This is a genomic window from Methyloversatilis sp. XJ19-13 (genome assembly GCF_024580155.1).
Lineage (GTDB): Bacteria > Pseudomonadota > Gammaproteobacteria > Burkholderiales > Rhodocyclaceae > Methyloversatilis.
Window position 1 is genome coordinate 60,410 of sequence record NZ_JANINH010000001.1, and the last position, 14,698, is coordinate 75,107.

The 14,698-nt window shown below is 66.4% G+C and carries 12 protein-coding genes; all 12 read right to left on the bottom strand.

The features are described from left to right. Positions 1-306: 306 nt before the first annotated feature. The 12 genes from NMQ14_RS00305 to NMQ14_RS00360 all read right to left on the bottom strand — a co-directional run bounded on the left by NMQ14_RS00305 (position 307) and on the right by NMQ14_RS00360 (position 14,698). Positions 307-705, bottom strand: a complete 399-nt coding sequence (locus NMQ14_RS00305) for a hypothetical protein (RefSeq protein WP_257092456.1) — start codon at positions 703-705, stop codon at positions 307-309. Between the two features lie 26 nt (positions 706-731). Further along, on the bottom strand, positions 732-1,430 hold the full coding sequence (locus NMQ14_RS00310) for a carbonic anhydrase (RefSeq protein WP_257092458.1): 699 nt from the start codon (positions 1,428-1,430) through the stop codon (positions 732-734). Between the two features lie 16 nt (positions 1,431-1,446). Continuing rightward, on the bottom strand, positions 1,447-1,908 hold the full coding sequence (locus NMQ14_RS00315) for an SCP2 domain-containing protein (RefSeq protein WP_257092460.1): 462 nt from the start codon (positions 1,906-1,908) through the stop codon (positions 1,447-1,449). Continuing rightward, positions 1,905-2,834: a U32 family peptidase gene (locus NMQ14_RS00320; protein WP_257092462.1), complete on the bottom strand. Its 930-nt coding sequence runs from the start codon at positions 2,832-2,834 to the stop codon at positions 1,905-1,907. Before NMQ14_RS00320 ends, NMQ14_RS00315 begins: the two co-directional genes overlap by 4 nt. A 16-nt stretch (positions 2,835-2,850) precedes the next feature. Beyond that, a complete protein-coding gene (locus tag NMQ14_RS00325) occupies positions 2,851-3,888 on the bottom strand; it encodes a peptidase U32 family protein (protein ID WP_257092466.1) in 1,038 nt (345 codons plus the stop codon). A 133-nt stretch (positions 3,889-4,021) separates the two neighbouring features. Continuing rightward, the gene (locus NMQ14_RS00330) at positions 4,022-4,801 is read right to left on the bottom strand and encodes a peptidylprolyl isomerase (RefSeq protein WP_257092470.1); all 780 of its coding nucleotides are present in this window, start codon (positions 4,799-4,801) and stop codon (positions 4,022-4,024) included. Positions 4,802-4,835: 34 nt separating this feature from the next. After that, complete coding sequence (gene narI / locus NMQ14_RS00335; RefSeq protein WP_257092472.1) at positions 4,836-5,573, bottom strand: respiratory nitrate reductase subunit gamma; 738 nt, start codon at positions 5,571-5,573, stop codon at positions 4,836-4,838. Further along, the gene (gene narJ, locus NMQ14_RS00340) at positions 5,570-6,271 is read right to left on the bottom strand and encodes a nitrate reductase molybdenum cofactor assembly chaperone (RefSeq protein ID WP_257092473.1); all 702 of its coding nucleotides are present in this window, start codon (positions 6,269-6,271) and stop codon (positions 5,570-5,572) included. Before narJ ends, narI begins: the two co-directional genes overlap by 4 nt. Before the next feature lie 2 nt (positions 6,272-6,273). Further along, complete coding sequence (gene narH / locus NMQ14_RS00345) at positions 6,274-7,797, bottom strand: nitrate reductase subunit beta (protein WP_257092474.1); 1,524 nt, start codon at positions 7,795-7,797, stop codon at positions 6,274-6,276. Between the two features lie 11 nt (positions 7,798-7,808). After that, entirely contained in the window at positions 7,809-11,603 is a 3,795-nt protein-coding gene (locus NMQ14_RS00350; RefSeq protein WP_257092475.1) for a nitrate reductase subunit alpha, read from the bottom strand. 43 nt (positions 11,604-11,646) lie between these two features. Then, a complete protein-coding gene (locus tag NMQ14_RS00355; protein WP_257092476.1) occupies positions 11,647-13,302 on the bottom strand; it encodes an MFS transporter in 1,656 nt (551 codons plus the stop codon). A 148-nt stretch (positions 13,303-13,450) separates the two neighbouring features. Next, complete coding sequence (locus NMQ14_RS00360; RefSeq protein ID WP_257092477.1) at positions 13,451-14,698, bottom strand: nitrate/nitrite transporter; 1,248 nt, start codon at positions 14,696-14,698, stop codon at positions 13,451-13,453.

The window sequence follows — 14,698 nt, forward strand, 5'->3', positions numbered from 1 at the left end:
ACGCGGCGCGAGCGCGGCAGTGCGCTCCCGCACCGGAGCGGCGATCGCGTCGCACCGCAACCCGTGTTGCGGTGATGAATTCCGGAGTTGGGCATCGCTGCGCTCACCCCAACCTACGTGCTACAGCGGGCGAAGGGCGGCGAGTACGGACACCCGATGTGCATCGCCGGCAATGGGATGGACCACACCCGAAAATTCGCCCGTTCTGGGTGACAGGAGACAGCCGCCGTAGGTTGGGGTGAGCGCAGCGATGCCCAACAGGGCCGCCGTCGCCGGAAAGAAACCGACATTGCGCGGCGGCCCGGTTCAGTTGCGTTTGCCGGGGCGCAGGTGGCGAAAGCCGGCAGGTGCGTGCGACACGATGGAGGAGGCGACGAGCAGCAGCCAGAAGATGGCAGCGGCGAGCTGGGGCAGCACGATCATGGCGGCCACGCCTGCCAGTTTGAGCGGAATGAACAGACCTGCAAGTTCGACGGCGTGGTGCGGCTTGCTCCACACTTCGATGCCGTACATGCCGATACCGGTCACCAGCATCAGAGCGGCGGCTGCGGGCCGGTATGCATCGTGATCACCGAGCAGCGCGGCGCCGACCAGTACGACACCGATCAGATGCACCGAACGCAGCGCGACCAGCAGCCAGCGGCGGCCGGGAAAGTCGCGCCGGTTGCTCGGCGCGAAGTCGTGGGGCAGGTCGTGGTTCGACATGGCGCGAGTATGACCGAGCGCCGGGCTCACCATGCATCCACCGGGCTGATGTCGTCGCCCGCGAAGGGCAGGAAGGGGCCGGTGCCGCTGTGTTCGGAACTGGACGCAGGCACGAAGGCGCCCTGGTGCACGTCGAACACATGCACTTCGCCGTCCTCGATGACGTAATGCCAGCCGTGCAGTGCAAGCTGCCCGGCGTCCACCTGACGGCGCACCATCGGGTAGTCCATCAGCCGCTCCAGCTGCAGCACGACCGCGCGTTGTTCGGTGCGGCGCAACGCTTCGTCGGTGAGCTGCACCGGCAGCACCGCCTCGCGGCCGAGGTCGAGCCAGGCGGCGAGGTTGGGTGCCGTGTCCGGGTCGACGCCTTCGTACAGCGCGCGCACGCCGCCGCAGTGGCTGTGACCGCACACGATGATGTGCGCCACCTTCAGGTTCAGGATGGCGTATTCGATGGCGGCGGTGGTGCCGTGAAAGCCGGCCAGCTGTCCGCGGCTGGCACCGATGTCGTAGGGCGGCACGAAGGCGCCGACGTTGCGCACGATGAACAGCTCACCCGGCCCGGTGCCGGTCAGCAGATAGGGCACGAGGCGCGAATCCGAACAGCCGATGAACAGGATGGTCGGGTGCTGTCCGTCGCGCACCAGATCCTGGAACCGGTCCTGCACGCCGGGAAAGGTGTGGTCGTGAAAGCGGCGCAGGCGGGCCAGCAGTTCGTCGGGCATGGGGCGGACCTCCGGTTCAGCGCGGGGGCGACGGCCAGCGCAGCAGCGGGCCGATGGCGTCCAGCGTGTTCTTCAGCAGCAGGCCGTATTCGGTGTCGCCCTCCATCACCAGTGCGCGTTCGAAGAACAGCCGGTCGGCATCCTCGTCGCCGCGCAGCAGGCGCAGGTAGCTGGCGGCGTCGGCGGCGATGCGCAGCGTGACCGGGCCGCGGTCCGGGGCGCTGCGGAAGCGGCCGTCGCGCAGTGCAAGCCGGAGCCGCACGCCGAAGTCACGCACCTCGATTTCGACCGTGTGACCGGCGAGCGCCGCGGCCGCGTCGTCAGGCAGGCGCGGGCGCAGCGTGCGGTTCAGCGCGGCCGCCAGCAGCAGCGACGGCGGCTGTACCTGCAGGCGCGCGATCAGCCTGCGCAGCGCCGCGGGCGGCGGCGGCAATGCGGGCAGGGAGGCGGACAGCGAAGCGGGGCGAGCGGTCGTCATGCGGGCATCCTTTCCAGTCCGGGGCGGCGGTGTGCGTAACCATTGACCAGACCGCCGGGCAGGCTCAGTGCGTCCAGTTCAGCGGCGGTGGCGAGGGCGTCGGCGCCACTGTTGTAGACCGCGTCAAACAGCGCGGTCACCGTGCCGAAGTGCTGCGCGGTCGGCGACAGCCGTGCCCGGCGCACGCCGGCGGCGCGCAGCGCGGGTGCATCGGCGATCAGGCAGTGCTGAGCGGCGGACTGCGTCTGTATGCCGTTCAGCGCGAGGAAGGGCTGGCCTTCGGTGGTGTCGAGCAGCAGGCCGTCCGGGTGTTCGATGCAGCGGAAGCCGCAGTCGTCCTTGTTCAGGTGGAAGTGGCGCGCGGTGAAGCAGCGTGCGGAGAAGGCGAGCGGCAGCCGGCCGAAGGCGAACACTTCGGTGGCGATCGGCGTGTCGGCGCCAGGCCCGCCGGCGACCGGCGCCGCCGGCGGGTTGATCAGCGCCAGCGCATCCAGCCCGAGCTCGACCGGCGCCACCCAGCGTATCGCGCCGAGCGCGGCGTGTTCGCGCAGCGCCGGCTCGCTGTAGACATTGATGTGCGGACCGAGCACGAAGGGCCGGCCGGCCAGTGCGCGCAGCGCCGAGGCATCGCCGGCTTCGACCAGGAATTCATGCTGGTCGGCCCAGCGGTGCATCGCGCGCAGGTCGGCGACGGATTCGAGCAGCGCCTGACTGGCCAGCACCACCTCCTTGCCGCAGGCGGCGAGCTCGCGGGCGAGTGAGAGCCAGTCGTCGGCTTTCATTTCGTGGCGGCGGCTGCACACCACCTCGCCGAGCACCACGGTGTCGGCGGGTGACTCGGCCACTTCGGCGTAGAAGTCGAGCAGGGTGCGGCGCGGCCAGTAGTACAGCACCGGGCCGACGGTGAGGGCGATGCGGGTATTCATCGGATCTTCCATGATTTCAGCGCCACGGCCGGTCGTAGGCGCCCAGCGTGTGCTGCTGGCCTTCGGCCCAGCGGCCGAGCGCGGCGGTCCATTCCGGTTGCACGGCGAAGCGCGACGGCTGCGCGGCGCAGTCGTCGATGGCGGCGCGCCAGACGCGGGTGACCTGTTCGACATAGGCCGGGCTGCGCTGGCGCCCTTCGATCTTGATCGCGGCGATGCCCATGTCCATCAGCTGCGGCAGCAGCGACAGCGTGTTCAGGCTGGTCGGCTCTTCCAGCGCGTAGTCGCGCGTGCCGTCGACGTCGAAGCGGCCCTTGCACAGCGTGGGGTAGCCGCGCGGCTCGTCCGGTGCGTAGCGGTCGATCAGCACGCCGTTGAGCCGCGCCGCGACTCCGTCGGCGCCGTCCTCCCAGCGCACCGCCGACGGCGGCGAGCACACGCCGGCCGTGTTCGGCGACTGGCCGGTGGCGTAGGACGACAGCGCACAGCGGCCTTCGACCATCACGCACAGGCTGCCGAAGCCGAACACCTCGATCTCGACCGTGCTGTGCCGGCACACCTGTTCGACCTGCGACAGCGTGAGTACACGCGGCAGCACGGCGCGGCGGATGCCGTAGCGTTCGCGGTAGAACTCGATCGCCTCCTGCGTGGTGGCGGAGGCCTGCACCGACAGGTGCAGGCGCAACTGCGGGTGATGGTCGAGCGCATGGGCGAGCACGGCGGTGTCGGCGCAGATGAGCGCGTCGATGCCGAGATCGGCGGCGGCATCGACCGCGGCGAACCAGCGCTCGGGCGCGCGGGCGTCGGCGAAGGTGTTGAGCGCCATCAGCACTTCGCGGCCGCGGCTGCGGGCGTAGGCAATGCCTTCGCGCGCCTGCGCGAGGTCGAAGTTCAGGCCGGCGAAGTTGCGCGCGTTGGTGGCGTCTTTCAGGCCCATGTAGACGGCGTCGGCGCCGGCGTCGATGGCCAGCGTGAGGGCGCGCAGCGAACCGGCCGGGCAGACGAGCCGGGGTTTGCGCGGGGAAGGAGAGGCGGCGTGTGTGGAGGCGGACATGTGGAGGCGGATCGTATGCACGGGACGCTGCGGGCGGGGAGGCCTGCAGCGTCGCCCAGCTTAGGCAGCGGGCCGGGACGGCATGTTGACGAGGGTCAGTGATCGTTGCGTTGCCGCACGGCCACGCCGAACTTCACTGCACCAGCGGCGAGTCGGCGCGGTTCAGGTCTATGCCTTCGACTTCGGCCTCGCCGGCCAGCACGCTCAGGTACTGGCGCAGCGCGGTGACGAAGCTCTGCTGGCGCAGCGCGCCGGCGACCGCACCGCGCACCGACTCGTAGGCCTGCGTCCGGCCGGGATCGCGTTCGAGCACCTCGACCACGTGCAGGCCGAAGCGGCTGTGCACCAGGCGCGGCAGCACGCCGACCTCGACGTGGCCGAACAGCTCGCGCGCGAATTCCGGCGCGCAGTCGGTGGGCGTGAGCCAGTCCAGCTCGCCGCCGTGCGCCCCGCTGGGGCAGTTCGAAAACTGTTCGGCGGCGTGCGCGAACACGTCTTCAGCCTTGCCGTCGTGGCAACGCACGTCGAGCAGCACGCCTTCGGCGCGCTTGCGCAGCGCCACCACGTCGACGCCCTGGGTGACGGCGAACAGGATGTGCCGTACGCGCACCCGCTCGCCGGTGCGCCACGCCGCCTCGTGCGCCGCGTAGTGGCGGGCGCACGCTTCTTCGGACGGCTCGGGCACCTGCACCGAACGTTCGATCAGCAGGTCGATGGCGGCCGAAGCCGCTTCGCTGATGACGCCGTCGGGCGTCGGCAAGTCGTCGGCCGACAGCAGGCCGGCGCGCTGCGCCGTCTGGCGCAGCAGTTCGGTGTAGGTGCGCTGCTGCAGGGCTTCGTGCGGCAGCGACTCGCCGGCCGTGCTGACCGCCACGCCGTTGACCCGGGCGACGGCGGCGGGGGGGGCTTGCATCGATGTGTCCATTGCGGTTTCCATGTCGGTTTCCTCAGACGCCGGCGCCGGGCTGGCGCGGCTGGTTGTGGCCGGCCGGCACGTTCAGCCGGCGTGCGCGCACCACCTGATACGGACGGAACAGGTAGAGCACGGAGGCGAAGCCGCTCCAGACATGGACCAGGCGGGTGAAGGGGAAGATCAGGAAGATGCTCATGCCGAGGAACATGTGCATCTTGAATACCCAGCCCGCGTCCGCCAGCAGTTCCGGTGCGCCGGCGCGGAAGGTGACGATGCGCTGCGCCCATTCGGCCAGTTTCATCATCATGCTGCCGTCCAGATGCTGCGCCGACAGCGGGATGGTGGCCAGGCCGAGCAGCAACTGCAGCCACAGCAGCACGACAATGACGATGTCGCTGGTTTTCGAGGTGGCGCGGATGCGCGGCTCGGTCAGGCGGCGGTGCAGAAGCAGCGTCAGGCCGACGAAAGCCAGCACACCGGCGATGCCGCCGGACACCATGGCGACGATCTGCTTGTCGCCCGCGCCGATGAAACGTTCGTAGAGGAAGTGCGGCGTGAGCATGCCGAAGAAGTGGCCGAAGAACAGGAACAGCACACCGATGTGGAACAGGTTGCTGCCCAGGCGCAACTGGCCGCGGCGCAGCAACTGCGACGAGTCGCTCTTCCAGGTGTACTGGTCGCGGTCGAAGCGCAGCAGGCTGCCGATGAAAAACACCGCGAGGCAGATGTAGGGGTAGTAGCCGAACAGCAGGTTGTCGAGCCAGGTAGTCATGGTTGCGCTCCTTGGGTGGCGGAGGACTTGCGGACGATATGTATGGGTTGCACGGCGCCGGGTTTGGCCTGGCCTTGAGACGAACAGCCGTCGAAGGCCAGCGGCTCGACCCAGCTTTCGTCGATCGGTTCGTCGGGCGCGATCGTCACCGCCTGCGCCTTCTCGCCGGCCAGTTCGATCAGTGCGCCGAGCACGCTGGCATAGGGGCTCTGCCGCTGCAGCAGCGCCGAAAAGATGACTGTGAAGATGTGCGCCATCTCGCCGAGCAGCGCGCGGGCTTCGGCCGCCGGCTGCGTTGAGGCGAACTCCAGCACCGCCGGCAGGAAGTCGGGCAGTTCGCCTTCGGCAAGGTAGAGGCCCGCCTTCTCGTAGGTCTGCGCCAGGTCGATCATCGCCGGGCCGCGGTCGCGCGAGTCGCCGTGCACGTGCTCGAACAGGTGCAGCGAGGTGCGCCGGCCGCGGTCGAACAGTTCGACGTAGATCGCTTCGGCGTCGAGCGGGTCGGCGTCGGCCAGCGAGCGGATCAGCGCGTCGAGTTCGCCCAGCCGCACGACAGACAGCGCGCCTTCGGCGCGCAGCGCCCCGCCCAGTTCCGGCAAGTGGGCGCGCAGCACGGCGTCGGGGTAGGACAGCAGGTGCGCGGCCACGCGCAGCGTGTGGGCGATGCGCGTCGGGTTGGATGCAGTGAACAGTCCCATGATCAGACCACCGCCTTGATCGGAATCGTGCGGCGTTTCGATCCGCCGAACAGGCTGCTGTCGGAGCTGCCTTCCGAGCAGCCATTGCCGAACGAGAAGCCGCAGCCGCCGCGCACGTCGAAGGCGTTTTCCGCGTATTCGCGGTGCGCCGTCGGAATGACGAAGCGGTCTTCGTAGTTGGCGATGGCCATCACGTGGTACATGTCCTCGACCGCTTGCTGGCTCATGCCGACCTGGTTGAGCGCGGCAAGATTGATGCGGCCGTCGACATGTTTTTCGCGCTGGTAGGCGCGCATCGCCAGCATGCGTTCGAGCGCGCGCACCACCGGCTGCGTGTCGCCTGCGGTCAGCAGGTTGGCGAGGTATTTCACCGGGATGCGCAGCTGGTTCACGTCCGGAATTTCGCCGTTGATGCCGACCTGACCGGCGTTGGCGGCGGCGCTGATCGGCGACAGCGGCGGCACGTACCACACCATGGGCAGCGTGCGGTATTCCGGGTGCAGCGGCAGCGCCACCTTCCATTCGACCGCCATCTTGTAGACGGGGCTGCGGCGGGCCGCTTCCATCCACGCGTCGGGGATGCCGTCGGCACGCGCCTGTTCGATCACTTTCGGGTCGTTCGGGTCGAGGAAGATGTCGAGCTGCGCCTGGTACAGGTCGCGGTCGTGTTCGACCGACGCCGCTTCCTGGATGCGGTCGGCGTCGTACAGCAGCACGCCGAGGTAGCGGATGCGACCGACACAGGTTTCCGAGCACACGGTGGGCTGGCCCGCTTCGATGCGCGGGTAGCAGAAGATGCACTTTTCGGCCTTGCCCGACTGCCAGTTGTAATAGATCTTCTTGTACGGACAGCCGGACACGCACATGCGCCAGCCGCGGCACTTGTCCTGGTCGATCAGCACGATGCCGTCTTCTTCGCGCTTGTAGATCGAGCCCGACGGGCACGACGCGACGCAGGCCGGGTTCAGGCAGTGTTCGCACAGCCGCGGCAGATACATCATGAAGGTGTTTTCGAACTGGCCGTAGATGTCCTTCTGCACCTCGTCGAAGTTCTTGTCCTTCGAACGCTTGCTGAATTCACCGCCGAGAATTTCTTCCCAGTTCGGGCCCCACTCGATCTTTTCCATGCGCTTGCCGGTGATCAGACTGCGCGGCCGTGCCGTCGGCGCGGCCTTCATTTCGGGCGCCGACTGCAGGTGTTCGTAGTCGAAGGTGAAGGGCTCGTAGTAGTCGTCGATTTCCGGCAGGTGCGGGTTGGCGAAGATTTTCATCAGCAACTGCCACTTGCCGCCCTGGCGCGGCGCGATGCTGCCATCGGCGCGGCGCACCCAGCCGCCCTGCCATTTGTCCTGGTTTTCCCATTCCTTCGGGTAGCCGATGCCGGGCTTGGTTTCGACGTTGTTGAACCAGGCGTACTCCATGCCGGGGCGGCTGGTCCACACGTTCTTGCAGGTGACCGAACAGGTGTGGCAACCGATGCACTTGTCGAGATTCAGCACCATGCCGATCTGTGCGCGTATTTTCATGATCAGTATCCTCAGGCGTGAGTCGTGTCGGCCGTCGCGGCTTCGTTGTCGAGCCAGTCGATGCGCTTCATCTTGCGCACCACGACAAACTCGTCGCGGTTGGTACCGATGGTTCCGTAGTAGTTGAAGCCGTAGCTGAACTGCGCGTAGCCGCCGATCATGTGCGTGGGCTTGAGCACGATGCGGGTGACCGAGTTGTGGATGCCGCCGCGCGCGCCGGTGATTTCCGACCCCGGCGTGTTCACGATCTTTTCCTGCGCGTGATACATCAGCACCATGCCCGGGTTGACCCGCTGGCTCACCACGGCGCGCGCCGCGATGGCGCCGTTGAGGTTGAACAGCTCGATCCAGTCGTTGTCGACGATGCCGGCGCGTTTCGCGTCGTCTTCGCTCATCCACACGCAGGGGCCGCCGCGGCTCAGCGTGAGCATCAGCAGGTTGTCGGTGTAGGTCGAGTGGATGCCCCACTTCTGGTGCGGCGTGATGAAGTTGAGCGCGATCTCCGGGTTGCCGTTCGGCTTGATGCCCTGGATGCCGGCCGTGGTCTTCAGGTCCACCGGCGGGCGGTAGCTGCTGAAGCCTTCGCCGAAGGCGATCATCCACGGATGGTCCATGTAGAACTGCTGGCGCCCGGTCAGCGTGCGCCACGGGATCATTTCGTGCACGTTGGTGTAGCCGGCGTTGTACGACACGGTTTCCGATTCGATGCCGCTCCAGGTCGGGCTGGAAATGATCTTGCGCGGCTGTGCCTGGATGTCGCGGAAGCGGATCTTCTCGTCTTCGCGGTGTATCGCCAGATGGGTGTGGTCGAGCCCGGTCTGTTTTCCCAGCGCTTCCCACGCCTTGACGGCGACGTGGCCGTTGGTTTCCGGTGCCAGCATCAGCACCACTTCGGCTGCGTCGATGTCGGTTTCGATCTTCGGCATGCCGCAGGTCACGCCTTCGGCGGTGACCAGGCCGCTCAGTTCGCCCAGCTGCTTCACTTCGGTCTGCGTGTTCCACGCAATGCCCTTGCCGCCGTTGCCAACCTTCGCCATCAGCGGGCCGAGCGCGGTGAAGCGCTTGAACACATTCGGGTAGTCGCGCTCGACGACGACCAGATTCGGTGCGGTCTTGCCGGGAATCAATTCGCATTCGCCGCGCTTCCAGTCCTTCACGTCGAAGGGTTGTGCCAGCTCGGACGGGCTGTCGTGCATCAGCGGCATCAGCACCAGTTCGCGTTCGACGCCAAGGTGCCCGACGCACACTTCGCTGAACTTCTTCGCGAAGCCCTTGTAGATGTCCCAGTCGCTGCGCGACTGCCAGGCCGGATCGACCGCCGTCGACAGCGGGTGGATGAAGGGATGCATGTCGCTGGTATTGAGGTCGTTCTTCTCGTACCAGGTGGCGGTGGGCAGCACGATGTCGGAATACAGGCAGGTGGTGCTCATGCGGAAGTCGAGCGTCACCAGCAGGTCCAGCTTGCCTTCGGGTGCCTTGTCGTGCCAGACGACTTCGGTGGGCTTGGCTTCCTCGACGCCCATGTCCTTGCCCTGCACGCCGTTGCTGGTGCCCAGCAGATGTTTCAGGAAGTACTCATGGCCCTTGCCCGACGAGCCCAGAATGTTGGAGCGCCACACGAACATGTTGCGCGGCCAGTTGTCCGGGTGATCGGGGTCGGTGCAGCTCATTTTCAGCGTGCCGTCCTGGAGCCCCCTGACCGCGTATGCCTTCGGGTCCAGGCCGGCCGCGGTGGCGTCCTTCACCACCTGCAGCGGATTGGTCTGCAGTTGCGGTGCCGACGGCAGCCAGCCCATGCGTTCGGCGCGCACGTTGTAGTCGATCATGCTGCCGCCGTACATCTTTGCGTCTGCCAGCGGCGAAATGACTTCTTCCATGCCCAGCTTTTCGTAGCGCCACTGGTCGGTGTGCGCGTAGAAGAAGCTGGTGCTGTTCATCTGCCGCGGCGGGCGTATCCAGTCGAGTGCAAACGCCAGTGCCGTCCAGCCGGTCTGCGGGCGCAGTTTTTCCTGGCCGACGTAATGCGCCCAGCCGCCACCGCTCTGGCCGATGCAGCCGCACATCATCAGCATGTTGATGACGCCGCGGTAGTTCATGTCGCTGTGATACCAGTGGTTCATCGCGGCGCCGATGATGACCATGGACTTGCCGTGGGTCTTGTGCGCGTTCTCCGCGAACTGGCGCGCCACGGTGATGAGCTGCGCACGTGGCGTGCCGGTGATGCGCTCCTGCCAGGCCGGCGTGTAGGGCGTGTCGTCGTCGAAATCCTTCGCTGCCAGCTCGCCCGGCAGGCCGCGTGCCACGCCGTAGTTGGCGACCTGCAGATCGAACACCGTGGCGACCAGTGCTTCGCGCTTTTCGCCCGCCTTGCCCAGTGCGATGCGCTGCACCGGTACGGTGCGGACCAGCACGTCGGTCTGCGTGTTGTGCGGGAAATGTTCGCTGACGATGCCGCCGAAGTAGGGGAAGCCCACCTTCGCGGTTTCGCCGCTCGGCGTGTCGCCTTCGAGCAGCGACAGCTTCAGCGTGACGTCGCTGCCGTGGCGCGCTTCCTTCGCTTCGAGGGTCCACTGACCCTCGTCGGCACGTCCGTCCGGACCCCAGCGGAAACCGATGGCGCCGTGCGGCAGCACGACCTTGCCCTCGTCGTCGAAGGCGACCGTCTTCCATTCGGGGTTGTTGGCCTGACCGAGCTTGCCGTTGAAGTCGGATGCGCGCACATAGCGGTCGGGCACCATGATGACCTCGCCGCTCGGCAGCGTGTGCTCCTTCAGCATCACCAGCATCGGCATGTCGGTGTAGCGGCGCACGTAGTCGTCGAAGTAGGGGCTGCGCTCACCGTTTTCCGGAAAGTAGAACTCCTTCAGGATGACGTGGCCCATCGCCATCGCCACCGCGGCATCGGTGCCCTGCTTCGGGTTCATCCAGATGTCGGCCAGTTTGGCGACTTCGGAATAGTCGGGGGTGACCGCAACCGTCTTCGCGCCCTTGTAGCGGACTTCGGTGAAGAAGTGCGCGTCCGGGGTGCGCGTCTGCGGCACGTTCGAGCCCCAGGCGATGATGTAGGTCGAGTTGTACCAGTCGGCCGATTCCGGCACGTCCGTCTGTTCGCCCCACACCTGCGGGCTGGACGGCGGCAGGTCGCAGTACCAGTCGTAGAAGCTCATGCAGACGCCGCCGATCAGGCTGAGATAGCGGCTGCCAGCGGCGTAGCTCACCATCGACATGGCCGGGATCGGCGAGAAACCGATGATGCGGTCGGGGCCGTGCTGCTTGATGGTGTACACATTGGCGGCGGCGACGATTTCATTCACTTCGTCCCAGCTCGAGCGGACGAAGCCGCCGAGGCCGCGCACCTGCTGGTAGTCACGCCGTTTCGCATCGTTCTCGACGATGGAGGCCCAGGCTTCGACCGGACCGTGCGCCAGGCGCGCTTCGCGCCAGCTCTTCAGCAGGCGGCCGCGCACCATCGGGTACTTCACCCGGTTCGCGCTGTACAGATACCAACTGTAGCTGGCACCGCGTGCACAGCCGCGCGGCTCGTGGTTCGGCATGTCCCAGCGGGTGCGCGGGTAGTCGGTCTGCTGGGTTTCCCAGGTGACGATGCCGCCCTTGACGTAGATCTTCCACGAACAGGAGCCCGTGCAATTCACGCCGTGCGTCGAACGCACGATCTTGTCGTGCGCCCAGCGGTCGCGGTAGGCGTCTTCCCAGCTGCGGTCCTCGCCGGTGGCGACGCCGTGGTCACCCGAAAAACCTTCCTTCGGGTTCGAGAAGTGGTTCAGACGGTCGAGAAAATGGCTCATGAGTATTTCTCCGTGTGGCGTTCCGGATGGCGGCGTAAGCGGGTCAGGGGTTCTTCACGTACGCGTTGGCGCGCAGGTAGAACCACCAGTTGAGGAGCAGGCAGATGGCGTAGAAGGCGGCGAAGCCATACATCGCGACTTCGGGTGTTCCGGCCTTGATCTGTTCGCCGATGACGACCGGTGCGATGAAGGCGCCGTAGGCGGCGACGGCCGAGGTCCAGCCGAGGACGGGACCGGCCTGGGTGCGGTCGAAGATGACGCCGATGGTACGGAAGGTCGAGCCGTTGCCGATGCCGGTCGCGGTGAACAGCACGATGAACAGGCCGATGAAGGCCGGAAAGTACTGCTCCGGTGTGGCCGAGCCGTAGGCTTGCATCATCACGTACCCGACTGCGCCAGAGGCGACCACCATGACGGCCGAAATGACCTGGGTGACGATGGAGCCGCCGACCTTGTCCGATATCCAGCCGCCCAGCGGCCGCACGGCGGCGCCGACGAAGGGACCGATCCAGGCGTAGGTCAGTGCAGACGGCGCATTCGGGTTCTTCAGCGTGTGCTGCATGACACCGGCGGCATCGGGCACGTGGCTGGTGCCGAAGATGACGGTGATGGCCAGCGGCAGCGCCATCGAGAAGCCGATGAAGGACCCGAAGGTGACGATGTACAGCGCCGTCATCGACCAGGTGTGCTTGTTCCTGAAGATCGCGAACTGTCTGGTCACGCCTTCCTTCATTTCGCCGAAGGCGGCCACCTTCATCACCAGCAGGGCGAGCGCGATGTCCAGCGGAATCGCGACCCACATGCTCAGCACGCCGAGGCCGGTCGGGGCGGGCAGGTACAGCCACAGCATGAAGATGGCGGGCACGAAGGCCAGCGTGTACAGATAGGTGATCTTGGAGAACGCGACGATGGGGTTGCCGGTATTCGGCGACACCGTTTTCAGGTTGTTCATGCCGAACCAGCACAGGATGGCCAGCGGCACCAGCGACAACACCCAGGCGAAGCCGGCGTTCTGGATCCAGGTCGGCGTGCCGGCGGCGATCTTGCCGAAGATCCAGCCGCTGTCCTTCACCAGCGTCATCGGCTCGCCGCCGAAGCCGCCCAGCAGGCCGACCGTCATGACCAGCGGAATGACGATCTGCATCGTCGTCACGCCGAAGTTGCCGAGGCCTGCGTTCAGGCCGAGCGCCGTGCCCTGCAGCTTCTTCGGGAAGAAGGTGCTGATGTTGGACATCGAACTGGCGAAGTTGCCGCCGCCCACGCCCGACCACAGCGCCATCAGCTGGAATACCCACAGCGGCCACTCGGGGTGCTGCAGCGCGATGCCGGTGCCGATGGCCGGTGCGAGCAGCATCGCCGTGGTCAGGAAGATGGTGTTGCGGCCGCCGGCCAGACGGATCAGGAACGAAGCCGGGATGCGCATCGTGGCGCCGGCGATGCCGGCGATGGCGGTCAGCGTGAACAGCTCTTCCTTGGCGAACGGGAAGCCCAGGTTGAGCATCTGCACGGTGATGATGCCCCACATGCCCCACACGGCGAAGCCGCACAGCAGGGCCGGCACGGAAATCCACAGGTTGCGGTAGGCGATCTTGCGGCCTGTCGATTCCCAGAACTTTTCGTCTTCGGGACGCCAGTCGGCGACGTCTGCGCCGCTGTCCGGCGCGGTCGGCGGTACGCCGGCGCGGGTGTTGGTGGTCATATTGGTCCTCTCGTCGGAAGTGAGGTGTCAGCCCTGCAAAAGGGCCGGTTCCCGCAGGTTGGGGGTGCGCGCAGCTATGCCCGGCGCATCAATCCTGTGCATGCTTCGGTTTGCGTAGGTTGGGGTGAGCGCAGCGATGCCCAACGAATCAGGTCTGCGCACCGCTCGTTCCCCCCATCAGCCGTGTGCGGCGAACCTCGGTGAAATACATCCAGATCAGCGACACCCACACCACGGCGTACATCAGCATGAAGGCGCTGGAACGTATGCCGGTCAGATCGACCAGGGCGCCGAACATGATGGGCAGCACGAAGCCGCCGAGACCGCCGGCCAGGCCGACGATGCCGCTGATGGTGCCGATGTTGGCCGGGTAGTCGTCGCTGATGTACTTGAACACGCTGGCCTTGCCGAAGGCCCAGGCGATGCCGAGGATGAACATCAGCGCGGTGAAGGCATACACGTTCAGGCCGATGTCGAAGGTCTTCGGGCCGTCGACCGTGACGATGGTGAAATGCGTCTGCGGATAGCTCAGCAGGAACAGGCAGATCCAGCTGACCCAGAGCACCCACCAGGTGACGCTGTGCGCGCCGTACTTGTCGCTGAGCCAGCCGCCGGCCGCGCGCAGCACGCCGCCGGGCAGAGAGAAACAGGCGGCCAGCAATGCTGCGGACCGGATTTCCATGCCGTACTCGCCGACGTAGTACTGCACCATCCACAGGCTCAATGCGACATAGCCGCCGAACACGATGCTGTAGTACTGGCAGTACTTCATCACGCGCGGATCCTTCAGCGCCTTGAGCTGATCCATGAAACGCACGTTGCTCGGCACGAGGTGAGCCGGGTCGCTGTGGCTGAACAGCCAGAAGATGACGACCGTGCCAAGCATGATGGCCGCGTAGGCTTGCGGCACCATGGTCCAGCCGAAGGCGACCAGCAGGGCCGGAGCGACGAACTTGTTCACCGCAGCGCCTGAATTGCCGGCACCGTAGATGCCCATCGCGAAGCCCTGCTGGCCCTTGGGGAACCAGCGCGCGACGTAGGGCGTGCCGACCGAGAACGAACCGCCTGCAAGACCGACGAACAGGCCGATGACCAGGAAGTGCCAGTACTCCGTGGCATAGCTCATCATCCAGATGGCCGGCACGGTAGCCGCCATCAGCAGGGTCATCACGATGCGGCCGCCGTACTTGTCGGTCCAGATGCCCAGCGGCACCCGCACCAGCGAGCCGGTGAGCACAGGTGTGGCGGTCAGCAGACCGAACTGCGTGGCATTGAGATCGAGCGCCTTCTTGATCGGTATGCCGATCACGCCGAACATCATCCACACCATGAAACACACGGTGAACGCCAGAGTGCTGACGATGAGCACCGATAGCGCCTGCCCTTTCCTGGTCAT